The organism is Secundilactobacillus malefermentans DSM 5705 = KCTC 3548 (genome assembly GCF_001436395.1).
GTDB lineage: Bacteria > Bacillota > Bacilli > Lactobacillales > Lactobacillaceae > Secundilactobacillus > Secundilactobacillus malefermentans.
Map to the genome: position 1 here is coordinate 39,248 of NZ_AZGJ01000006.1, position 23,646 is coordinate 62,893.

Annotated in this window: 21 protein-coding genes and 1 riboswitch; of the genes, 20 read left to right on the forward strand and 1 reads right to left on the reverse strand. The window is 41.8% G+C overall.

What is annotated here, in order from left to right:
• The first annotated feature begins 9 nt into the window (after window positions 1–9).
• Window positions 10–1,245 carry a peptidase T gene (pepT, locus tag FD44_RS02140; protein WP_010619760.1) on the forward strand — a complete coding sequence of 412 codons (1,236 nt, stop codon included), beginning with the start codon at window positions 10–12 and terminating at the stop codon, window positions 1,243–1,245.
• Window positions 1,246–1,381: 136 nt separating this feature from the next.
• On the forward strand, window positions 1,382–3,970 hold the full coding sequence (clpB, locus tag FD44_RS02145; RefSeq protein WP_010619761.1) for an ATP-dependent chaperone ClpB: 2,589 nt from the start codon (window positions 1,382–1,384) through the stop codon (window positions 3,968–3,970).
• Window positions 3,971–4,037: 67 nt separating this feature from the next.
• On the opposite strand, the gene FD44_RS02150 is transcribed toward clpB, so the two are convergent.
• Entirely contained in the window at window positions 4,038–4,226 is a 189-nt protein-coding gene (locus FD44_RS02150; RefSeq protein WP_010619762.1) for a DUF2929 family protein, read from the reverse strand.
• Window positions 4,227–4,351: 125 nt separating this feature from the next.
• Here FD44_RS02150 and dnaE point away from each other — a divergent pair, with 125 nt between their 5' ends.
• From dnaE to FD44_RS02240, 18 genes are all read left to right on the forward strand, one after another.
• Window positions 4,352–7,705 (forward strand): DNA polymerase III subunit alpha, encoded by a 3,354-nt coding sequence (gene dnaE / locus FD44_RS02155; protein ID WP_010619763.1) that lies wholly within the window; start codon window positions 4,352–4,354, stop codon window positions 7,703–7,705.
• A gap of 209 nt (window positions 7,706–7,914) precedes the next feature.
• Window positions 7,915–9,672 (forward strand): pyruvate kinase, encoded by a 1,758-nt coding sequence (gene pyk / locus FD44_RS02160; protein WP_010619764.1) that lies wholly within the window; start codon window positions 7,915–7,917, stop codon window positions 9,670–9,672.
• Window positions 9,673–9,809: 137 nt separating this feature from the next.
• Complete coding sequence (locus tag FD44_RS02165; RefSeq protein WP_010619765.1) at window positions 9,810–10,688, forward strand: CvfB family protein; 879 nt, start codon at window positions 9,810–9,812, stop codon at window positions 10,686–10,688.
• A 21-nt stretch (window positions 10,689–10,709) separates the two neighbouring features.
• Entirely contained in the window at window positions 10,710–11,606 is an 897-nt protein-coding gene (gene xerD, locus FD44_RS02170) for a site-specific tyrosine recombinase XerD (RefSeq protein WP_029327536.1), read from the forward strand.
• Window positions 11,607–11,679: 73 nt separating this feature from the next.
• The gene (locus FD44_RS02175) at window positions 11,680–12,039 is read left to right on the forward strand and encodes a riboflavin biosynthesis acetyltransferase RibT (protein ID WP_010619767.1); all 360 of its coding nucleotides are present in this window, start codon (window positions 11,680–11,682) and stop codon (window positions 12,037–12,039) included.
• Window positions 12,029–12,787 (forward strand): segregation and condensation protein A, encoded by a 759-nt coding sequence (locus tag FD44_RS02180; protein ID WP_010619768.1) that lies wholly within the window; start codon window positions 12,029–12,031, stop codon window positions 12,785–12,787. The genes FD44_RS02175 and FD44_RS02180 overlap by 11 nt, the downstream gene beginning before the upstream one ends.
• Window positions 12,784–13,368 (forward strand): SMC-Scp complex subunit ScpB, encoded by a 585-nt coding sequence (scpB, locus tag FD44_RS02185; RefSeq protein ID WP_010619769.1) that lies wholly within the window; start codon window positions 12,784–12,786, stop codon window positions 13,366–13,368. The genes FD44_RS02180 and scpB overlap by 4 nt, the downstream gene beginning before the upstream one ends.
• On the forward strand, window positions 13,369–14,091 hold the full coding sequence (locus tag FD44_RS02190; protein ID WP_010619770.1) for a pseudouridine synthase: 723 nt from the start codon (window positions 13,369–13,371) through the stop codon (window positions 14,089–14,091).
• Between the two features lie 58 nt (window positions 14,092–14,149).
• Window positions 14,150–14,270, forward strand: a riboswitch (FMN riboswitch).
• A 113-nt stretch (window positions 14,271–14,383) separates the two neighbouring features.
• A complete protein-coding gene (locus tag FD44_RS02195) occupies window positions 14,384–14,764 on the forward strand; it encodes an ECF transporter S component (RefSeq protein WP_010619771.1) in 381 nt (126 codons plus the stop codon).
• A 23-nt stretch (window positions 14,765–14,787) separates the two neighbouring features.
• Complete coding sequence (locus tag FD44_RS02200) at window positions 14,788–14,976, forward strand: hypothetical protein (RefSeq protein WP_050899316.1); 189 nt, start codon at window positions 14,788–14,790, stop codon at window positions 14,974–14,976.
• A 95-nt stretch (window positions 14,977–15,071) separates the two neighbouring features.
• Window positions 15,072–16,115, forward strand: a complete 1,044-nt coding sequence (locus FD44_RS02205; protein WP_010619773.1) for a helix-turn-helix domain-containing protein — start codon at window positions 15,072–15,074, stop codon at window positions 16,113–16,115.
• Complete coding sequence (locus tag FD44_RS02210) at window positions 16,105–17,553, forward strand: RecQ family ATP-dependent DNA helicase (protein ID WP_010619774.1); 1,449 nt, start codon at window positions 16,105–16,107, stop codon at window positions 17,551–17,553. Before FD44_RS02205 ends, FD44_RS02210 begins: the two co-directional genes overlap by 11 nt.
• A gap of 58 nt (window positions 17,554–17,611) precedes the next feature.
• Window positions 17,612–18,220 carry a LysM peptidoglycan-binding domain-containing protein gene (locus tag FD44_RS02215; protein WP_010619775.1) on the forward strand — a complete coding sequence of 203 codons (609 nt, stop codon included), beginning with the start codon at window positions 17,612–17,614 and terminating at the stop codon, window positions 18,218–18,220.
• 23 nt (window positions 18,221–18,243) lie between these two features.
• Window positions 18,244–18,921: a (d)CMP kinase gene (gene cmk / locus FD44_RS02220; protein WP_010619776.1), complete on the forward strand. Its 678-nt coding sequence runs from the start codon at window positions 18,244–18,246 to the stop codon at window positions 18,919–18,921.
• An 86-nt stretch (window positions 18,922–19,007) separates the two neighbouring features.
• Entirely contained in the window at window positions 19,008–20,273 is a 1,266-nt protein-coding gene (gene rpsA / locus FD44_RS02225; RefSeq protein ID WP_010619777.1) for a 30S ribosomal protein S1, read from the forward strand.
• Between the two features lie 98 nt (window positions 20,274–20,371).
• Complete coding sequence (gene der / locus FD44_RS02230; protein ID WP_010619778.1) at window positions 20,372–21,682, forward strand: ribosome biogenesis GTPase Der; 1,311 nt, start codon at window positions 20,372–20,374, stop codon at window positions 21,680–21,682.
• Between the two features lie 251 nt (window positions 21,683–21,933).
• A complete protein-coding gene (locus tag FD44_RS02235) occupies window positions 21,934–22,209 on the forward strand; it encodes an HU family DNA-binding protein (RefSeq protein ID WP_010619779.1) in 276 nt (91 codons plus the stop codon).
• A gap of 133 nt (window positions 22,210–22,342) precedes the next feature.
• Window positions 22,343–23,611, forward strand: a complete 1,269-nt coding sequence (locus FD44_RS02240) for a tetratricopeptide repeat protein (protein ID WP_010619780.1) — start codon at window positions 22,343–22,345, stop codon at window positions 23,609–23,611.
• Window positions 23,612–23,646: the final 35 nt, after the last annotated feature.

A 23,646-nucleotide genomic window follows, 5' to 3' on the forward strand; every position in this document is an offset into this window, starting at 1 on the left:
CAAACAACCATGACAAAGTATGAAAAATTAATTCCAAGATTTTTAACGTATGTCCAAACTGAAACTCGTTCTGATGAAACGGCCACCACGACTCCGTCAACTGAGAGTCAGGCAAAATTTGCTAAAAGCTTAGAAACGGAGTTAACTGAAATTGGGGTTAGCGATGTACACATCAATTCTCAAAGTGGCTACGTTATTGGCACGTTACCATCAAATGTTGAGAAGGAGGTTCCTTCTATTGGATTTATTTCCCACATCGATACGGCAGATTTCAATGCGGAGGGTATCAATCCTCAGATAGTTGAGAATTATGATGGCAAGTCAATCATCAAATTAGATAAAGAGGGGGAGTTTGTTCTTGATCCGAAAGTCTTTCCTAATTTAAAAAATTATGTGGGTGACACCCTTATTACAACTGACGGTACAACACTGTTGGGTGCTGACGATAAATCCGGAGTCGCTGAAATTGTCACGTTTGCAGACTACTTAATTTCTCATCCAGAAGTTAAGCATGGCAAAATTATGATTGGCCTTGGACCGGACGAAGAAATTGGAACTGGCGCCGATCATTTTGACGTTTCTGATTTTGCAGTTGATATGGCGTACACGGTTGATGGTGGCCCACTCGGTCAACTTGAGTTTGAAACCTTTAATGCAGCTGATGCGCGCGTTTCAATTACTGGGACTAACGTGCATCCTGGTGAGGCCAAGGACACAATGGTCAACGCCTTGCAGATTGCCATTGATTTCCACAATCAATTACCTGAAAACCAACGTCCAGAAAAAACAGAAGGCCGAGAAGGATTCTTCCATTTGCATAAGTTAGAAGGAACCGTTGATCAAGCTTCAATGGGCTATATTATTCGGGATCATGATTCAAAGAAGTTTGAGGCTCAAAAGGCGTTATTTAAGGACGTAGCTGATAAAATGAATCAAGCCTATGGTTCTGAACGTATCAAAGTCGTTGTAAAGGATCAGTATTACAATATGCGAGAAATCCTTGAGAAGGACATGACGGTGGTGACCCTAGCTGAGTCCGCCATGAAGGAATTGGGCATTACGCCTGATACCGATCCAGTTCGCGGTGGGACAGATGGGTCCAAGATTTCGTTCATGGGGATTCCAACGCCGAACCTATTTGCTGGTGGCGAAAACATGCACGGTCGGTTTGAATACGTCTCCGAACAAACGATGGAAAAGGCGACCGACGTCCTGCTTAAAATTAATGAAATTAACTGTCGTTAAGATAGTGAGGACGGGTAACCGTCCTTCTTTTTAAATTAAAGGTCAAAATAGGTCAAATTTTAACACTTCAGCCAATTCCTGTGATAAAATCACGGTAACTAAAAATGATAATTAAAAATTGAAAGGTGGTTTATCAATGAACCCAGATCAAATGACTCAAGCAGTTGTTGACGCCTTAAATGAAGCAAGACAAATTGCGATAACAAGAAAACACCAAGCAATCAATATTTCACACTTATTTAAATTCCTTATTCAACCCGGTGAGCTTGTGCGACAAATTTTCAGTACCGCTGGCGTGGATTTAAAAGCGATGGAATCAGAAATTAATCAAGAAATAGATGAAATTAGCATTGTTGAAGGTCAAAACATCAACTACGGTGAATCACTGTCTCCAAACACGATGCAGTTATTCCAAAAGGCCGAACAAATTCAAAAAGACTTTAATGATGATTTTATGGCAACTGATATTTTGGCCATTGCGTTAATGGATCTCAATGGTGAAAAATTAACCAGTTATTTAAAAACGTCTGGTATCACGGAGCAACAGGTTAAAAATGCCGTTAGTCAAATTCGAAGTGGCGAGCGGGTTACCTCAAAGAACCAAGAGGATAATTATAAAGCGTTAGAAAAATATGGGACGGATTTGGTCAAAGCAATGCGCTCTGGCAAAATGGATCCCATTATCGGGCGTGACGAAGAAATTTTATCGGTTATTCGAATTCTGTCACGAAAGACCAAAAACAACCCCATTTTAATCGGTGAACCCGGGGTTGGGAAAACGGCGATTATTGAGGGACTTGCACAACGAATCGTTAAGGGGGATGTTCCCGAAAACCTAAAGGGCAAAACAATTTTCTCCCTAGATATGGGGTCATTAATTGCCGGTGCCAAGTATCGTGGTGAATTTGAAGAGCGACTAAAATCGGTGCTGAAAGAAGTCAAAAAGAGCGAAGGTAACATCATTATGTTCATTGATGAAATTCACAACATCGTGGGTGCCGGAAAAACTGAAGGTAGTATGGACGCTGGTAATTTGCTGAAACCGATGTTAGCAAGGGGCGAACTTCACTTAATTGGTGCCACCACGCTGGATGAATATCGTCAGTATTTGGAAAAAGATCAGGCGCTTGAACGACGATTCCAGCGGGTTCTCGTTTCAGAGCCAAGCGTTGACGATACCGTCACCATTTTGCGTGGCTTACGAGAACGATTTGAAATTCATCACGGCGTCAGAATTCACGATAACGCGTTGATTGCCGCTGCCAAACTATCAGATCGGTATATTACGGACCGGTACTTACCAGATAAGGCAATTGATTTAATCGATGAGGCATCCGCAACGATTCGAGTTGCCTTGAATTCGGCACCAACCGAGCTTGATCAAGCCCGTCGTAAGCAAATGCGAATGGAAGTTGAAGAACGCGCACTTAAAGAGGAAACCGATTCAGAGTCCCAAGCAAGATTGAAAGAATTGCAAAAACAGTTAGCCGATATCAAGGAGACAGTTTCTGGATTAGCAGCTAGATGGGATCAAGAGAAAAAGTCCCTTGATGCTCTTTCAACTAAGAAGTCTGAACTAGATCGTGCGCAGCGTGATTTGGAAGAAGCCGAAAATCGGAATGATTTAGATAAAGCGGCCGTTCTCCAACATGGGACAATTCCAGAATTAAAGAAGGAGTTAGCCAAAATGGAATCGACCGATCACTCTGGTGAATGGCTAGTAGAAGAATCGGTTACTGAAAACGAAATTGCTGAAGCTGTTGCTCGAGCTACTGGAATACCAGTTGCGAAGCTCGTTCAGGGCGAACGAGAAAAATTACTCCACTTATCTGATAATCTGCATAAGCGAGTTGTGGGACAAGATCAAGCCGTTACAGCGGTATCTGATGCTGTCTTAAGGTCACGAGCAGGATTACAAGATCCTAGCCGACCATTGGGTTCATTCCTGTTCTTGGGACCAACTGGCGTCGGAAAAACCGAATTAGCCAAAGCATTAGCGGAAGATCTTTTCGATTCCGAGCAGCAAATGGTCCGAATTGACATGAGTGAGTATATGGAGAAGGAATCTGTCTCTCGATTGGTTGGGGCAGCGCCTGGTTATGTTGGCTATGAAGAGGGCGGCCAACTGACCGAAGCGGTCAGAAGACATCCCTATTCTATTGTCTTGTTTGATGAAGTTGAAAAAGCGCATCCAGATGTTTTCAACGTTCTGCTTCAAGTTTTAGATGACGGTCGATTAACGGATGGTCAAGGACATACCGTTGACTTTAAGAACACAATCTTAATTATGACTTCCAACTTAGGTTCCGATTTGTTGCTGGAAGGGACGGATGAACAGGGTCACATTTCTGATGAGGCCGTAACGAAGGTGAACGATCGGTTACATCAAGCCTTCAAGCCAGAATTTCTCAACCGAATTGATGACACTATCATGTTCACGCCACTTTCATTAGCGAACGTTACCGAGATTGTTGGTAAATTAATCCAGTCACTCGCAAAACGATTAGAAATTCAAAATATGACCCTCGAAATTAGTGCCAGTGCAGAAGAGTGGTTGGCTCAAAAAGGGTACGAACCAGCTTATGGGGCACGACCACTGAAACGACTCATTACCAATGAAGTCGAAACACCACTTGCCCGAAAAATTATCGGGAATGAAGTGAAGCCGAATGATGACATTATGATTGATGTTGCAAATGATCAACTGACATTCATCGTTAAATAAATAAAAAAGAATCGAAGCAGCTAAATAATTAGTCTGCTTCGATTCTTTTTGTTTGTTCTTATTGTTTTTATTCTGTTCTACTAATTCCAAGAAAGTGAATGCCATTTACAAAGATAACCCCAATAACTGCAGTCACAATACCAATGGTAAATGGGCTGTACGTCATCACTTCAAGAGCACTTCCGATATAACCAATCACTTCACCAAAAATAATAGCCCAGAAAATAACAACGAGATTTGCTTCAATAATTTTCATCGAGTTGCACCTCTCAATCAATAAAATTTTAGCACAGAACCAAAAAAATGCAATTCTTATATTTTATATTTGATGAGGCGCCAGCCAATTGGTTTGTTATAATGACAAAAGAAAGGATGAGAGAAATGAGTTTTGTCCCATTACAGGTTACGAGTACGTTTAGTTTGCTACAAAGCACCACCAAAATCGACGAGCTAGTAACCACCGCTAAAGAGCGGGGATACAGCGCAATTGCGTTGACTGACAATCAAATCATGTATGGCGCTGTGGATTTTTATAATGCGTGCTTGAAACAAGGGATAAAGCCACTCATCGGTCTTAAACTAACATTTCAAGGCGTCACGGATCCTAGTCAAACATACAGCGTAATTTTAATTGCTAAAAATAACGAGGGCTATCAAAATTTGATGGTCATTTCGACTTTAATAAATACCAGTGAGGCTGCCTTAACCTTTAATAAAATCAAAGATTATTTAACCGGCCTTTTCTACATTTTTCCAAATGATTCAGAGCTAACGCCCCTCATCCTTAATAAGGACAAAGAGGGATTACAGAAACTATTTGAAATACTAAAGGGTGCTGCAAATCCCGCAGATATTTATATTGGCATCGACGTCACTCAGTCGGTGGCTTACCGCGAACTGGTTTACAAAATTGGGACAGATTACAAGGTGAGTTTGGTTGCATTACCTCAAGTGAACTATCTGAATGCGACGGATCATTTCAGTATTGAAGTGTTAAGGGCAATCAAGGATGGGACGACCATCACGAATATCGGTGAGTTAATGAAAAAGCTAGGAACTCATTGGTTAAAGCCTGCCGAAGAGTTTGAAAGTTCCTTTAGGGATGCCAACTTGCTTGAAGCGGCTCAGAATACAGAAAAAATAGCGGCGCAAAGTCAGATTGAATTGAAATTTCAACAGCTTAAGTTACCGCAATTCAAAACGGATGATGGGTCTAGTAGTTTCGACTACCTTAGATCAAAGTGTATTACCGGTTTACACAACCGATTGACCCACGCCCCCCACACGGCGACGGACGAGGCTTACAAAAAAAGGCTGGAATACGAATTATCAGTAATCAATAAAATGGGATTCAATGATTACTTCCTAATTATTTGGGATGTGATTCGATTTGCTCATCAAACTGGTATCACGACTGGACCTGGTCGAGGTTCAGCTGCGGGATCGCTGGTCGCCTATGTTTTAAACATTACGGATGTTGATCCGCTTGAGTATGATCTCCTATTTGAGCGGTTCTTAAATGAAGAGCGGGCGCAAATGCCAGATATTGATTTGGATATTCCTGATAATCGGCGAGAAGAAGTTTTGGAATACGTTCATCAAAAGTACGGACACAATAAAGTTGCCCAAATTATTACCTTTGGCACGCTGGCGGCAAAACAGGCAATTCGGGATGTTGGCCGTGTGTTTGGCCTCTCAACACCGGAACTTTCAGAGTGGAGTCATGCGATTCCAAGCGTTTTGCACGTTAGTTTGACAGAGGCACTAGACCAGTCACAAAAATTAAAAAATATGATTAGTGACAGTAGCACGAACAAAATGCTTTACGAAACTGCCTGCAAGCTTGAAGGATTACCCCGGCACTACTCAACCCACGCTGCTGGAATTGTTTTGAGTGATAATCCATTAGTGGATTTAGTTCCCCTCCAAAATGGATCTGAATCCATGATGATGACGCAATACTCAAAGGACATTGTTGAAAGTGTTGGGCTTCTTAAAATGGATTTTCTTGGATTAAGAAATTTGTCAATTATGGCCGATGCCTTAGCAACAATTAAGCGGCAGGGGGATGCGCACTTCAAGGTGGAGGATGTTAATTTAAATGATCCACAAACTTTGGCAATCTTTGCTCGTGGAGATACGAATGGCGTCTTTCAATTTGAATCAAACGGGATTAAGGGTGTTTTGCGGCGGTTGCAACCCAATAACTTTGAACTGGTCGCAGCCGTCAATGCGCTTTACCGACCAGGGCCAATGGAAAATATTGATACGTTTATTGCCCGAAAGAACGGAAAAGAACCGGTTAGCTATCCGGATCCTTCACTGGCCCCAATTCTAAAACACACCTACGGAATCATTGTTTATCAGGAGCAAGTGATGCAGGTTGCTTCTAAAATGGGTGGCTTTAGTCTTGGACAAGCCGATTTACTGCGGCGAGCGATGAGTAAAAAGAAAAAGGCCACAATGGACGCCATGAAAAAACGCTTTTTAAATGGCGCCTCAAAATTGGGTTACTCCGAAAAAGTTGCTGAGCAAACGTTTAACTATATTGATCGGTTTGCCAATTACGGGTTTAATCGATCGCATGCGGTCGCGTACAGTAAGATGGCGTTCGAGATGGCCTACTTGAAGGTTCATTACAAAACGGCCTTCTATGCTGCCTTGTTGAATTCCGTGATGAATAATCCGGCTAAAACGAAGGTTTATTTGATGGAAGCAAAGCAGCATGAAGTTGACGTTGTGGCGCCCGATATTAATAACAGTGGCGCAACTTTTCAGGTTTCCAAAGAAACGATTCAATTTGGATTAGCGTCGATTAAGGGGGTTCGAAAGGACTTTCTACGTGATCTATTAGAGGAACGGCGCAGTAGTGGCCGTTTTAAGAATTTTTATGAATTTTTGAAACGAATTGGCAACAAATGGCAAAAGCAAGATTTAATTGAAAATTTAATTTACGCAGGCGTCTTTGATTCGTTTGACGCAAATCGAGCTGAGCTGGTGACGGCACTCCCTGAATTTTTAAGCAGTCTCGAATTAAGTGGTGGCAGCATGGAATTGTTCGAAGAGCTTGCACCAAAAGTGCGGCCAGTTCCCGATTTTTCGCTGTCTGAAAAGTTGGAAAAGGAGGAGGCCGTGTTGGGCGCCTACCTTTCCGGTCACCCGGTGGAAGAGTATCGGGGCTTGATGAAATCGCTCAAGTCGACACCAGTTAGTGATTTAAGTTTAAATTCCAAATGTGTTGTATTGGTGTACATCAAGCGGATTAAGGTCATCCGGACCAAACGAGGAGATCAAATGGCGTTTGCAACGGTGGAGGATCTGACTGGTGAAATTAGTGTGACTATTTTTCCCAACTTGTATCGCACCATTGCGGACTGGTTTGAAAAGGAACAGGTTGTCGTCGTTAGGGGGAAAGTTGAAAAGCAACGGGATGTTCAAATTGTTGCGGATCAAATTCAACTTGCTAGCACGATTAAGGTTGATGAGACGCCCACCCAGCCAGCGGGCAGGTGGTTCCTCAGGATTGATGCTGATCACGACAAACCCGAAGTTCATCAGGCAATTCTCAAGGTGTTAAAGAAATACCAAGGCGAATTTCCGGTCATTTTTTATCGTCCTGAAGGGGATCAAACCCAATTGCTGAATAAAAATCTGTGGTTATCAAATTCAGCTGAAATTCAGCCAGAATTAATTTCAATATTAGGCGAAAAAAATGTTGTCTTTCAGAAAAAATAAGTTAAAAACAAGGTCCATAAAACGTTAAAATTTTATGGATTTTTCATTTTAATCAAATGAAACCGGTTACTTGATAAATAAGGGATAATCAATAAAGACAACCGTTTTTAAAAGTGCTAGAATACTAACGGAATCTAAAAAGTATGATTGTTTGCTTATGTGAATCAAAAGGAAGCATTTATACTTAAATTAAAGGAGAGATAATTCTAATGAAGAAAACCAAGATTGTTAGTACCCTTGGTCCTGCCAGCACCGACGTTAACATTATTGTAAAGTTGATTGAATCTGGTGCCAATATTTTCCGTTTCAACTTTTCACATGGTGATCACGCTGAGCACCTTGACCGTATCGAAAAGGTACATGAAGCAGAAAAGATTACTGGTAAGACGGTTGGCCTTATGCTCGATACAAAGGGTGCTGAAATCCGTACAACTGTTCAAAAAGACGGTAAGATTCAATTTAAGACCGGCGAAAAGTTACGTATTTCTATGGACGAAAGCCTTGAAGGTACTAAAGACAAAATCGCTGTTACTTACCCAGGCCTTTTTGATGATGTAACTGTTGGTGGTCACGTTCTATTTGATGACGGTCTTCTTGACATGTTAATTGACGACAAGGACGATTCTAACCGCGAATTAGTCGTAACTGTTCAAAACGATGGGTTACTTGGTTCACGTAAGGGTGTTAACGCACCTGGCGTTTCAATCAACTTACCAGGTATTACTGACAAAGACTCAAGCGATATTCGTTTTGGTTTGGATCATGAAATCAACTACATCGCTGCATCATTTGTTCGTAAGCCAGAAGATGTTCTTGATATTCGTAAATTACTTGAGGAAAAGAACATGGAACATGTTCAAATCTTCCCTAAGATTGAATCACAAGAAGGTATCAACAACTTTGATGATATCATCAAGGTTTCAGATGGTTTGATGGTTGCTCGTGGTGACATGGGTGTTGAAATTCCTACTGAAAATGTGCCTTTGGTACAAAAGACTTTGATTCGCAAGTGTAACCAATTAGGTAAGCCAGTTATTACTGCTACCCAAATGTTAGACTCAATGCAAGAAAACCCACGTCCTACTCGTGCCGAAGCATCTGACGTTGCCAATGCCGTATTTGATGGTACTGATGCAACAATGCTTTCTGGTGAAAGTGCTAACGGTGAATACCCAGTTGAAGCCGTTGCTACTATGAACCGTATCGACATTAAGGCTGAAAACGCATTACGCGACTTCGGTACTGCTGATGTTGAAGGCGACACTAGTGATGTTACTGAATCAATTGGTGCTTCCGTTGCCCGTGTTGCTAAGCAATTAGGTGTTAAGACCATTGTTGCTGCAACTGCTTCTGGTTACACTGCTCGAATGATTTCTAAGTATCGTCCAGATGCTGACATTCTTGCAATCACTTTTGACGATCGTACCCGTCGTGGTTTGATGGTTAACTGGGGTGTTTACCCAATGGTTGTTGAGAAGCCAGCTAACACTGATGAGATGTTTGATTTAGCAGCTGCTAAGGCCGTTGAATCAGGTTTAGCCAAGGAAGGCGACCTTATCTTAATCACTGCTGGTGTTCCAGTTGGCGAACGAGGCACGACTAACTTGATGAAGATCCAATTGATCGGTTCAAAGTTAGTTCAAGGCCAAGGTGTCGGTGACGAAACTGTTATCGGTAAAGCCGTTGTTGCTAACTCAGCTGACGAAGCTAACAAAAAAGCCGTTGAAGGCGGAATCTTGATTGCTAAGAACACTGACAAGGACTACTTGCCAGCTATCGAAAAGTCAAGCGCCGTTGTTGTTGAAAATGGTGGATTAACTTCACACGCCGCAGTAGTTGGAATCTCAATGGGAATTCCAGTTATCGTTGGTGCTACCTCAGCAATCGAAAAGATTTCTGATGGCGAATTAATCACCGTTGACTCACGTCGTGGTATCGTTTATCACGGTGCTTCAAACGCACTTTAATAGTAAATAAAGTCAAAAAAGAAGGATCTGGGCGACCAGGTCCTTTTTTGTGTCTCGCTTATTCACTAAAAGACGTGTAAAATAAGGCATTGCAAGAATTGAACTAAGACGAAATTGTAAAAAGTGAGGAACCTAAAATGAAAGAATTATTAGGCCGGATTATTACCGGAAAAGTAACTGATGAAAATGAGAAAGATTATTACGTACAGGTTGAAGGAGAAACCTTCCGCCTTGATAAGGCAGAGATTGAAAAGCCTTTGAAGGAGGGCAGTGACTTCTCTGGATTTGCTTATGAGAACGAATCCCATAAATTCCAAATTACCCGGAATGCACCAAAAGTTCAAGTTGGCCATTATGATTTTGGAACGGTTGTTAGATCACAACGGAGCCTTGGCGTTTTCGTTGACGTAGGTCTTCCAAACAAGGATATTGCCGTTTCTTTGGATGATTTGCCAACGATCAACTCATTGTGGCCTCAAACGGGAGATAAGCTCTTGATCTCCTTGAAAGTCGATAAGAAGAATCGAATCTGGGGTGAATTAGCCGATGAAGAGATTTATACCGCATTGGCACAGCCTGCCAATAAACAAATGATGAATGATAATGTGACAGCAACGGTTTATCGATTAAAGCTTGCTGGAACGAAGGTTATTACGGACAAGTACCAATTAGGATTTGTCCATCCAAGTGAACGTGACGAAGAACCAAGACTTGGTCAGCAAATCAAAGCACGGGTCATCGGGGTTCATCCAGATGGCACACTCAATTTATCAATGAAGCCCCGGGCTTATGAGGCAATTGGTGAAGATGCTGAGATGATTTTGGTGGCACTTCAACACGCAGATGGGCATCAACTGCCATTTACGGATAAGAGTGACCCAGCTGACATTAAAGCCTACTTCGGTATTAGTAAAGGTCAATTTAAGCGGGCTTTAGGTCATTTACTAAAGGAACGATTAATTTCTGAAAATACTGAAAATATCATCCTGTTACCAGCGGGCGAAGCAAAGTCATAAACCTATATATTCGGGGGTGAAATGATGGGGTTAGAAACCCAAGTTGCAGATTATCTACATTACAGCCAAGTGGAACGTGGCTTATCACGAAATACCATTTTGAGCTATAATCAAGATCTAAAAGAATTCATGGCCTATTTAAAGACCAAGGATCTATCAAGTTGGAACAAGATTGATCGTTTCGTCATTCTTGATTATCTTCAATATGAGAACAAGCAAAATAAAGCGCGAAACTCCGTTATTCATGCGGTCTCAACTCTTCGGCGCTTTTTTCGCTATTTAATGCAGGAAAAATTTATTTCAGAAAATCCAATGGTCCAGGTATCATCCCCCAAACAAGCACACCCGTTACCTCAAGTTTTGACTGAAACTGAAGTAAATTCGTTGCTGGATGCACCGGATACCAGTACTAAATATGGCTGTCGGGATCGCGCAATTTTGGAAACAATGTATGCAACTGGACTACGGGTGAGTGAGCTTGTTCATTTAAAACTGGATGATCTTCACTTAGAAATGGGCCTGATTCAAACCTTGGGTAAGGGGAATAAGGAACGTATTATTCCAATTGGCGACGTTGCAATTGACTGGTTAAACCGCTATTTACGAGATAGTCGGCCACAACTGTTAAAGAATCGTCAATCTCCTTACGTTTTTTTGAATGCCCATGGATCCGGGCTAAGTCGTCAAAGTATTTGGAAAAAGATTAAGCAGTACGTGGCCCTCGCGGGAATCAAAAAGGACGTTACCCCGCATACATTACGCCACTCTTTTGCCACTCATATTTTGGAGAATGGTGCCGATTTACGAGTTCTTCAGGAATTACTGGGTCACTCGGATATTTCAACGACCCAAATTTACACGCATATCTCAAAGAAGCGGATGACGGAAGTTTATCGAAAGTACCATCCACGAGCGTAATGTTGAATTGTTGTCGAATTTTGTTTATGGTACAGTTTATAAGACACAGGAAAGCTCAAAGGAGGGGATTCGGTTGCTTTTAAAATATCGAAATGATTATGAAAAAGTTGCGATGGGACTGTTATCTTTAATCCCTGATTTTAAGGATATTCATCAAGTTAACCATCAACTCGAATGGTATCAGCAAAGTGATAAACGGGAACTTTTCTTATATAAAAATGAATTCGATAATATCGTGGGACTTGTTGGATCTGAAAATATGGAACAATACGTCTTGCTGAGATTAATTGCATTGACACCTCAAGCACGGGGACAGCAAACCTCAAGCAAAATATTAACCGAATTAATGAATATATATCCAAAGAAACGGCTAATTGGAACTTTGGAAACGACGGCGATAGTTGAAAAATGGGAGCGGGAGCATGGCGAATAGTGAATTAACCATAAAGCTAAATGACTTTGAAGGGCCACTCGACCTTCTTTTACACCTCATTCGGGTGTCAGAGGTCTCCATTTATGATATTCCAATTGTCCAAATAACTACGCAGTACATGACCTATTTGAATCAAATGGAAGCAAATCAGCTCGACGTTGCCGGTGAATACTTTGTCATGGCTGCCACCTTAATGAAAATTAAAGCGCGAACGTTGCTGCCAAAGCGAGAAGAACCGGTAGAGCCGGATGCTGAAATGGCAGATCCTCGTGAAGAGTTAGTCAACCAATTGATTGAATATAAGAAGTATAAGGGTGCTGCGCAAGATTTAAAGGCGCTAGAAGAAACGCGGAAGTTGCAATTCTCACGTTCAGAAGCAGAAGTTCCGATTGGGACCGAACTCGAAATGGTTGCGCCTGGATTGACGACTCAGGATTTGCAGCAGGCGTTGTTAGGATTAATTAATAAGCGGGACTCAAAAACGGTGATTCAACGAATTCATGCCGATCGATTTACGGTCGAGCAACAAATGAAAGTCGTCATGAATCAATTGGCTAAAAATAAGCAGCCAATTTACTTTGAAAATCTTCTAAATAGTCATTCCGACTCAGATGAACTCGTTGCGACCTTTTTATCCGTTTTGGAGCTTGCCAAGGATCATGAACTCAGTCTCACCCAAAAGTATCAGTTTGCCTCGATTAAGTTAGTCTATCAAGGCAAACGGAAATCAAAGGAGGCACAGGCATGACAACAAATTTACAGCAAGTTGCCAGTTTGCTCTTTGTCAGTGGGGATGAGGGCGTTAGTGTCGGTCAACTAGCGGAACTAACTGGTTTCATGAAACCAGCAATTCACGAGATGGTTGCTGTTCTGAAAAAAAGTTATGACGCTGATGAGGACTGTCCCTTTACGGTCCTAGAAAGCGCTGACGTGTATCGCCTAGCAACTAAATCGGAAGTTGAACCGGTTGTTAAAAAGTACTTTGAATCGCCTCTGTCAACGAATCTGTCGCGAGCTTCACTCGAGGTATTAGCAATTATTGCCTATAAACAACCAATTACGAGAATTGAGATTGATGATATTCGGGGTGTTCAGAGTTCCTCGACCATTCAAAAATTGGTTTTGCGCCAGATGATTGAAGATACGGGACGGGCTGATGAGCCGGGACGACCAATTATCTACAAGACGACGGCCGAGTTTCTGAATTATTTTGGATTAAAGACAATTAAAGAATTACCACCACTGAAGGATGAAGAAGCGGATGATGAGTCGCAAAGTGAGACGCTGATAAATCTATTCAACAAACAATGGGAAGCAGGAGATAAATAAATGGAAAGACTACAAAAAGTGTTAGCACATGCAGGTGTGGCATCACGACGGAAATCTGAGTCAATGATTACCACGGGACGGGTTCGGGTCAATGGCCAAGTCGTGACCGAACTGGGAACCAAAGTTTCGGTTAATGATCAGATTGTGGTAGATGGTGTGCCAATTGCGAATGAGGCACCGGTTTACATTTTGATGTATAAGCCCAAGAGCATTATTTCAACCGTATCCGATGAAAAGCACCGGGCAACCGTGATGGACCTGCTGGAAGATGAAGTCAACGAACGCGTCTACCCTGTTGGTCGGTTGGATTACGACACCACGGGAGTTCTCTTACTCACTAATGATGGGGAACTTGCGAATCGGTTAACCCATCCAAAGTATGAAATTGAAAAGAATTACGTCGCTAAGGTTGAAGGAATTCCCACTAACGATGAGCTGGAAACAATTCGGCACGGGATTCAGGTCGATACTTTCAAGGCAGCGCCGGCAAGAGTTAAAGTGACGTCTGCGGATCGCGCCAAAAAAACGGCCATCGTTTCGATGACCATTCATGAAGGCAAGAACCATCAAGTGAAAAAAATGCTTCAAACAATTGGGCACCCAGTTGAAAAACTAAAGCGCGAATCATATTCATTCCTCCAATTGGGGGGCCTACGTCCTGGTGAATGGCGCAGACTTAAGCCAGAAGAGGTTAAGCAATTAAAGAAGCAAGTGCAAATGTAAGACAAACTCTTGCTTTCTCTAAAGTTATCATGTATGCTCAATTTGTAATTAATTTAAGGTTCATCTTCAGGGCAGGGTGTAATTCCCGACCGGTGGTTAAAGTCCGCGACCTAGCGTAAGCTAGTTGAACTGGTGTAATTCCAGTACCGACAGTAAAGTCTGGTATATAGAAGATTAGTTATTTGAGTGGAGACAATCAAAGACCATGCCAATCTTCTTGGTGTGGTCTCTTTTCGTATTCGGTTAGATAATGTGCTCTTTGCGAGATGACCAACTACAGGAGGAGTTTCATATGGAACGTAGTCAGTCGCATTACAGTATTCGGCAGGTGGCCGAAATGTCGTTATTCGCAGGAATTTCATTTGTACTTATGTACATTTCATTTCCAATTATTCCGTTTGCACCATGGATGAAAATTGATTTTTCTGATATCCCAATTTTACTCGGTGCCGTTATTTTTGGCCCATTGGGTGGTGTATTAATTGCCGCCATTAAAGGCTTCCTTTATTGGCTGTTGACGGGGGTCGACGTCATAAACCTTATCGGAATATTGGCGTCATTTGCTGCGAGCGTGGGGTTCTTGTTACCAATCGCTGCAGTTTTGAAACATATGCAACATGCTTCACTAAGTAAGAAAATGCCAATTGCGATTATTTCTGGGACGGTTTTTTAACCGTTGTCATGGCGTTAGCTAACTTGTTTGTTTTATTGCCAGTCTATGCAAAGCTACTGGGCATGACAATGCCAATGGCGCTTCCTAAATTAGTTTTGATTGGTGTGATTCCGTTTAACATCATCAAGGGAATTTTAGTGGGTGGTGTCTCCTGGCTAATTGTTGGGCGAATGAAGAGATGGCTGAATAAGCAAGGCAAAATGACACTTTAAATTCGTATATGATAGAGACCCCAATTTGGGGCCTCTTTTTTGTTAAATGTATTATACTGTTCATAAATCGTTTTTAATTTAAGGTGGTAAATAAGGTGGACGAATTTCGTCTCTTGAGCTTGCTTTCGGACAAACAGCCTCGCAGAAAACGGGTTGTTGAAAATATATTAAAGGGTCGGCGAACCGTTTCAACTCTCTTTTGGGGGATGCGATACGGGATTTTAGATTGGCTAGGTTATGAAAAAAAGTTACAGCGGGATACGTATGATTCAGTTTTTGATCAATTGATTCAGGAACAGTTGGTGGAGGCCGTTGATCAACAATTTCGACTAACTGAATTTGGAACAGCTCGACTCAATCAATTGGCAAAGACGCATTATCAGCCACAGAATCTCGCCGTGGGTCAGTTCTATGATTCGCAACTATTTCAGGAAAGGCTCTTGCTGATTATTCAGGTAGTTTCAGAGTACAGTTTTGATAATCGCCAATATTACCCACAGTTGGCGTCACAAGCGAATCTCCAGTTTGCGCGTGAATGGTTTAGATGGTTTAAAATAAACGGAACTGTTGACCTATTTGCCAAAGAAATTCAGGACTTGCTTCAAAACTTGAATGATGACCGCTTAGCCTTATTGGTGGCCTTTCGATTTATGGGACATGGCACCATGGGTCTGACAACACAACAGTTAGCAGTCGAATATAATAGCGACGTTGACCAAATTGCAGCTATTCAAACCGACGTGATGCTCGGATTTATTCCGAGGATTAAGGAAAATCCTGAAAGTCTATTGAGTCCTTTAATTGCTGGAATTGACTCATCACGGGTTTCAGCAAGTGCCACGCAAACGCTAGCCGAGGTGTGGCAGCATCACTCATTTAAGCAAATTAGTCAGCAAAGAAGACTTAAGGAAAGTACCGTCAAAGAGCATATCTTGGAAGCCGCCATTTTATTGCCAATCGACGAAATTCCCTATGATGCGTTAATAAGCCAATCACTTCGTAAACAGTTAGCCTCAATTTTAAGTGGGCAGGAGATTGATGAATGGCAGTTTGATCAATTGACGGCAAAACTACCCGATTTAGACTTCTTTTATTTTCGACTCTATCAAATTTTAAGGAGTAAGGAACATGTTAAATAGGGCACAGCTACATGCTGAATTAAAAAGATACACGGGCTTTGACGAGTTTCGGGATGGGCAGGAAGCTGCGGTAACGTCCCTGTTGGCTAATCAAGACACCCTAGCAATTCTGCCAACGGGTGCAGGAAAGTCGCTCATCTACGAACTTTACGGCAAAATTTCCAATAGACTCGTGATTATTATTTCGCCATTATTATCGTTAATGCAGGATCAGGTTTCCAGTTTGAATTATCGTGGGGAGCGACGGGCTGTAGCCTACACCTCATTGCTGATGGGCCAGGATAAGGCGTACATCGAGGCTCATCTTAATCAGTACCGGTTCCTATTCATGTCACCAGAAATGCTGGTCAACGATGCCATTTTTAACCGAATTAAGCAGTTGCAGCCTGGGCTACTCGTGATTGATGAGGCCCACTGTATTTCAACCTGGGGTCCCGATTTTCGTCCTGAGTATTTACTACTAGGTAAATTACGGGAGCGACTAGGTAGTCCGCTGACATTAATGCTCACGGCAACGGCAACTCCTAAGATCAAATTAGATATCAAAGCCAAAATGGGCCTACCTGATGCAACAGAGGTGATGACCACGATTGACCGACCTAATATTTTCATTGGGGTACAGCACGTTGATAGCGCCAAAGATAAGATGAATCACCTTAAGCAACTCATTAGCAACTTGACGATGCCGGGCATTATTTATTTTTCAAGTAAAAAAGTGGCGAATCAGGTGGCTGAGGAACTCAATAACGAACTGGCCATTAACGTCGCTGCTTATCACGCTGATTTGAGCAGTGATGATCGATTTAAGGTTCAGCAGCAGTTCATGAGCAACCAGATTCAGCTGATTTGTGCGACAAGTGCGTTTGGCATGGGGATTGATAAAAATGACATTCGATTTGTCATTCACTATCACATGCCATCAACCCTTGAAGATTATTGGCAAGAGGTTGGCCGGGCTGGTAGGGATGGAAAGCAAAGTGTCGCAATTATCCTCTATCAAAAAAATGACGAACGAATTCAGTTATCACTCGCCGAAAGCTCGCTACCGACAAACGAAGAAATTCACCTCTATTATCAAAATCCATCGCGGTTTGCGAAAGTGGATGACGACAAATTTCGACTCGTCAAATTTTACGCAACCCATCGCGTTCGTGAAGATCAACTGGTGCAACTGTTACAAAAGCGCCAGCAGAGCAGAACGCAATCAATTCGTGAAATGGTCAGTTACGTGAACTATGCTGAATGCAAACGAGAGCTCATTGGCCGACACTTCAAAGCGACCATGAAGGATCATGATGAAAAATGCTGCAGTAATGAAATAACATCCGAAATCATCGAAAGTTTAAATTTACCAGAACCAGCAATATTAGATACAACGAACCCAGTTAAATTAGACTGGAAACGGGTTATTTCCAACTTATTCTTACTTAAAAATTAAACAAATCAACTGGGCCGTATGGTACAATAATTTCTGAAAGATTTCGGGAGGTAAAGTAATGAGTCAGAAAAATGATGATCACTCATCTAAAAAGGACAGCAAACCTTGGGACCAAACCTTCACTGATGATAGGGATGATCAGGGAAATTTGTCACGGACAAAGCGTAATAAACGGAATCACAATAACACGTTGATTACGATTATCCTGGTTACCGTTATCATTTTGATTGCAATTATTTCGTTGATTATTGGCTTAGCTAAGCAAAGCTCAATGAATAAGCCACAAACGGTCGAATCAGTGAGCTCTTCCAAAGTTGAGTCATCGAGTTCAGCAGAAAAAAAAACAGTCTCAAGTTCTAAAAAAAAGGCTGCAACCAGCTCAAAAGCTAGTAGTAGCAAGGCAAGCGTAACGAGCAGTAGTTCTGTTTCAAAGGCAAGCTCATCTTCTTCAACTGAACAGGCCAGCTCAAGCAGTGCTGCGACAAAGGCTAGTAGTTCGAGTAGTCGCACAAAAACCAGTTCTAAGAAATACGTGACCGTTGCGCAGGGACAAGGTGTCTACCGAGTCGCCGTCAACAATGGCATAACCGTTCAGCGGCTACTTGAGTTAAATGGACTATCGTCTAGCTCAACTTTAGCGCCAGGACAACGGTTAAGAGTTAAATAGAATATATTTAGGAGTCTTTAGTGATGGCAGGAAAAGAGATACAGATTGCAATTGATGGACCAGCATCTGCTGGAAAAAGCACAGTTGCTAAATTAGTCGCAAAGCATTTTAATTTTATTTATTGTGATACAGGTGCAATGTATCGCACGTTAACTTTAAAAGCGATGCAAGAGGGCGTTGAATTGACGAATGAGGCTGGCCTAGTCAAGTTGCTCTCAACGACTGAGATTAAGTTTAAGCCAGGTAAACCCGATCAAAAGGTCTTTTTGGACGGGAAAGAGGTCACAACCGATATTCGCCAACCTGATGTTACCAATAACGTATCAACGGTAGCTGCAATCGGCAGTGTCCGAGAAGAGTTAACCAATCGGCAACGTCAAATTGCTGATGAGGGTGGCATTGTGATGGATGGCCGAGATATTGGCACAACCGTCTTACCAAATGCACAAGTTAAAATTTTCTTAGTTGCCAGCGTTGATGAACGTGCGAAGCGCCGATTTGCAGATAACGATGCAAAAGGAATTCACACCCCATTAGAAGTTTTAAAGCAGGAAATTGAGACGAGAGATTACAAAGATTCTCATCGAGAAATAGCGCCATTAACGCAAGCAGAAGACGCTGTTAAGGTTGATACAACGCCAATGACGATTCAAGAGGTTGTTGACGAAATTATTCAAATTACATCAAATAAAATAAAATAATTAAGAGATAAGGGCTTGGCACTAGCTTTTAGAAAGCTTTTCAGCTAAAATAGTGTTTAGAGTTGTCGCGAGGAGGAAATATTCATATGAGTGAAAAGAATGATAATGCAGACTTATTAAACGCATTAAACAGTGTTGAAGAAGTTAAAATTGGTGACGTTGTTAAGGGTGAAGTACTTGCCATTGATGATGACAAGCAAGCCATTGTTGGTATTGAAGGCGCCGGTATCGAAGGTGTTGTACCACAAAAAGAAATTTCAACAAAGCCAGTTGAAGACATCAGAGATGTTGTTAAAGTTGGTGACAAGCTTGATTTAGTTGTCATCTCAAAGATTGGTAACGATAAAGAAGGCGGCAGTTACTTACTATCTGTTCGTCGTTTAGCAGCCCGAAAGATTTGGGATGATATTCAAAAAGAATACGAAGCTGGTCATACATTGACTGCCCAAGTAACACAAGTTGTTAAGGGTGGCTTAGTAGTAGATGCTGGTGTACGTGGATTTGTACCCGCATCAATGATTACTGATCATTTCGTTGAAGATTTGAACCAATTTAAAGACCAATCATTAGAGTTTAAGATTATTGAAATCGAACCTAGTGAAAACAGATTAATCTTGTCACACCGTGCCATTGTTGAAGAACAAAAGGCTGAAGGTCGTGAAAAGGTTATGGAAACATTGACTGTTGGCGATACAGTTGAAGGAACAGTTGCTCGTTTGACTGACTTCGGTGCTTTCGTTGATCTTGGTGGCGTTGATGGATTAGTTCACGTTTCAGAAATTTCATACGAACGTGTCGGCAAGCCTTCAGACGTCTTAAAGGTTGGCGAAAAGGTTAACGTTAAGATTCTTTCTGTTGACGAAGACCGTAACCGAATTTCACTTTCAATCAAGCAAACACTTCCAGAACCATGGGATGGTATCGAAGAAAAAGCACCAGAAGGCGCAGTTCTTGAAGGAACTGTTAAGCGTTTGACTAGTTTTGGTGCCTTTGTTGAAGTATTCCCTGGCGTTGAAGGACTTGTTCACATTTCACAAATTGCTCATGAGCACATTGCAACACCAAATGATGTTCTTAAGACTGGTGAAAAGGTTAACGTTAAGGTTCTTGAAGTACACCCAGAGCGTCATCGTTTAGCATTATCAATCAAGGCTTTGATTGAAAAGCCAGCTGGTCTTGCTGAAGAAGACAACAACAACGAGAGCAAGAGAAGCAACAACAAACCTTCTAAGCGTCGTAACAACAACGTAAACGAACGTTCAATTGCCAATGCTCCTGAAGAAGATACTGGCTTTACTTTAGGTGACCTAATTGGTGATCAATTAAAGAACAGTGAAGATTCTGAAAAATAAGCGTTAATTCGCTAATGGGCCGAGACGAAGTCATTTTTCGCCTCGTCCTTTTTTATTGATATGGAAGCTTTTATTTAAAAGAGAAGGGAGTGTTTTGCATGGCAAAACCAGTTGTTGCAATTGTGGGTCGACCAAATGTTGGTAAATCGACAATTTTTAATCGAATTGCGGGTGACCGAATTTCGATTGTTGAAGATACCCCTGGTGTTACCCGAGATCGAATTTATGCAAATTCGGAATGGATGGGAACCCAATTTAGCCTTATTGATACAGGCGGAATAGATATTGGTGACGAGCCATTTTTGAAACAAATTTCAGAACAAGCAGAAGTTGCGATTGATGAAGCTGACGTGATTGTCTTTCTAGTTAGTGGTCGTGGTGGCGTGACGGATGCTGATGAGCACGTCGCAAGAATTCTGTACAAATCAAATAAACCCGTTATTTTAGCCGTAAACAAAGTTGACAACCCAGAAATGAGAGTTGGCATTTATGACTTTTACGCGCTAGGATTTGGCGATCCGTTCCCAATTTCAGGATCTCACGGAATTGGTTTAGGAGATCTCCTAGATGCAGTCGTGAAGGCCTTTCCTGAATCAGCTAATTATGAAGAGGATAAAACAATCCGCTTTAGTTTAATTGGCCGACCAAACGTTGGAAAATCGTCAATCGTCAACGCACTTTTGGGCACTGACCGGGTTATCGTATCCGATATCGCTGGTACAACTAGAGATGCAGTTGATACGCCGTTTACGACGCCGGATGGTGATGAATTCACGATGGTGGATACTGCCGGAATTAGAAAACGTGGTAAAGTTTACGAAAATACCGAGCGTTACAGTGTTATGCGGGCCATGAAGGCAATTGATAATTCAGACGTTGTGCTCTTTATTATCAATGCTGAAGAGGGCATTCGTGAACAAGACAAGAAGGTTGCAGGCTACGCCCATCAGGCTGGTCGAGGAATCGTTATTGTGGTTAACAAATGGGATACGATTAAAAAGGATAACCACAGTTTGCATGACTTCGAAGTGCACGTTCGTGAAGAATTCCAGTATCTGGCCTATGCACCTATGATTTTTGTCTCTGCAAAGACTGGACAGCGACTCGAAAAGCTTCCTGAACTTATCAAAAAGGTTGCAACGAATCATGCCAAACGAGTACAGTCTGCAACGCTTAATGATGTGATTGTTGATGCGGTTGCGATGAATCCAACCCCAACAATTAATCAACGCAGACTGCGAATTTACTACACAACACAAGTGGCTATTCAGCCACCAACATTTGTCGTGTTTGTTAATGATCCGGAACTAATGCACTTTTCGTATGAGCGTTTCCTTGAGAATCAGATTCGAGCACACTTTGATTTTTCAGGAACCCCAATTCGAATTATTGAACGCAAACGGAAGTAGGTAGATGCCCTGATTTCAACGGGTAAACTACCATTTTTACGAAAACTTTTCGTATATTTATGCAGACCGTTCGTATTATTCATAAAAAAGGTCAGAAAGCGCTTTTAAACCTTGTCATATAAGCCTTCTTGTGCTATCTTTGATTAAGAATCAATACGGTTGTCCGTATTCGTTTCATCATTTTTGGACCACTCAAGAATGACAGCTTAGATGGTTTTCCATCTAATGATATTCCGGGAGGTGAAATTAACATGGCAAACAAAGCACAATTGGTTAACGATGTTGCATCAGCAACTGGTTTAACAAAGAAGGATGCAACTGCTGCAGTAGATGCAGTATTTGGTTCTGTTCAAGCAACTTTAGCTAAGGGCGAAAAGGTCCAATTAATCGGCTTTGGTAACTTCGAAGTTCGTGAACGTGCAGCTCGTAAGGGTCGCAATCCACAAACTGGACAAGAAATCCAAATTCCAGCAAGCAAAGTACCTGCATTTAAGCCAGGTAAAGCTTTAAAGGATGCTGTTAAATAAGCAATTATTTTACAGTGAGAAACCAGTGCGACGCTTGTCGGCTGGTTTTTTTGTTGGAGTTCTTTCTGTTGCATTTGTTGTGAGTCATGTTAATGTTTAACCCTAAACTGTTTAAAAAGAGGATGAAATTTTATTGAGTTATTCTGAAACTGCATTAGACCTGCTTGAAAAAGGTCAACTTGACGATTTTAAAAAACAATTTGCGCTTGCACTTAGGCATGATGATGATGACACACTTTACGGCCTTGCGGAAGAACTGTACTCACTTGGCTTTATCAACCAGTCCAAACGAATATACGAAAATCTACTTAAAAAATATCCTGACGAAGATGAGTTACGCACAAATTTGGCGGATATCTTGGTGGGGGAAGACAAAACCGATGAAGCACTGTTACTTTTAAACGAAATCAAACCTGATTCGTCGGCTTACGTCCAATCCCTAATGGTGGCCGCTGATCTTTACCAAACGCAGGAACTCTTTGAAGTTAGCGAACAAAAGTTACTAAAAGCGCTGGAACTGGCACCTGACGAAACCGTTATTCGATTTGCCTTGGCGGAACTGTATTTCACCATGCGTGAATTCGCCAAATCAATTCCCCTTTACATGCAGATTATTGAAGCGGGGAACCTAACTTTCTCTGCCGTTAACATTGTGGAGCGAGTCGGGGTAGCCTACGCAAACGAGGGCCGCTTTGAGCAAGCAGTGGGTTATTTGGAACAAGTCCATTCCGGTGAGATGACGCCTGACGTCAAATTTGAGCTAGGATTTACCTATCTCCAACTGAAAGATACCAAAAAAGCGATTGAGACGCTTTCTGAGCTACAAGAAAGTGATTCCCAGTACACTTCCCTATATCCATACCTAGGGCAGGCGTATGAGGCTGAAAATCAGAATGACGAAGCCTTGAAAGTCTTGCAGGAAGGTTTAGCCGTTGATGAATATAATGAAAAGTTGTGGTTGCAGGCCGCCAAAACAGCTTTGAAGCTGGATGACGAAGATTTGGCGAAGCAATACCTTGATAAAGGTCGCCAATTGGATCCTGAAGACTTGGAAATTGCGATTCAATTATCGAATTTGTTTGTTAAACAGGAGAAATGGCAGGACAACATTGACCTAGTTTCAAGTTATCTAGATCAGGAAAAAGTTGATCCACAGCTTTACTGGAACTTAGCCGTCTCCTATAATCACCTTGAGAATTTGGACAAGGCGCAGGAAGCGTACGAAAATGCACAACCATTCTTTATGGATCAAAAAGACTTCTTAAAGCCTGCCGTGTACTTCTTCAGAAAAGTCGGGCAAATGGAAATGGCCTTTACCTTACTTAAAAAGTATTTGGAACTTGTACCAGAGGATGACGAAATGAACCTGTTGTTGGAAGATTTTCAGCAAATGGGATTTTAAGTTAACCGCAACAAGAGGCTGGGACAAAAGTCCTA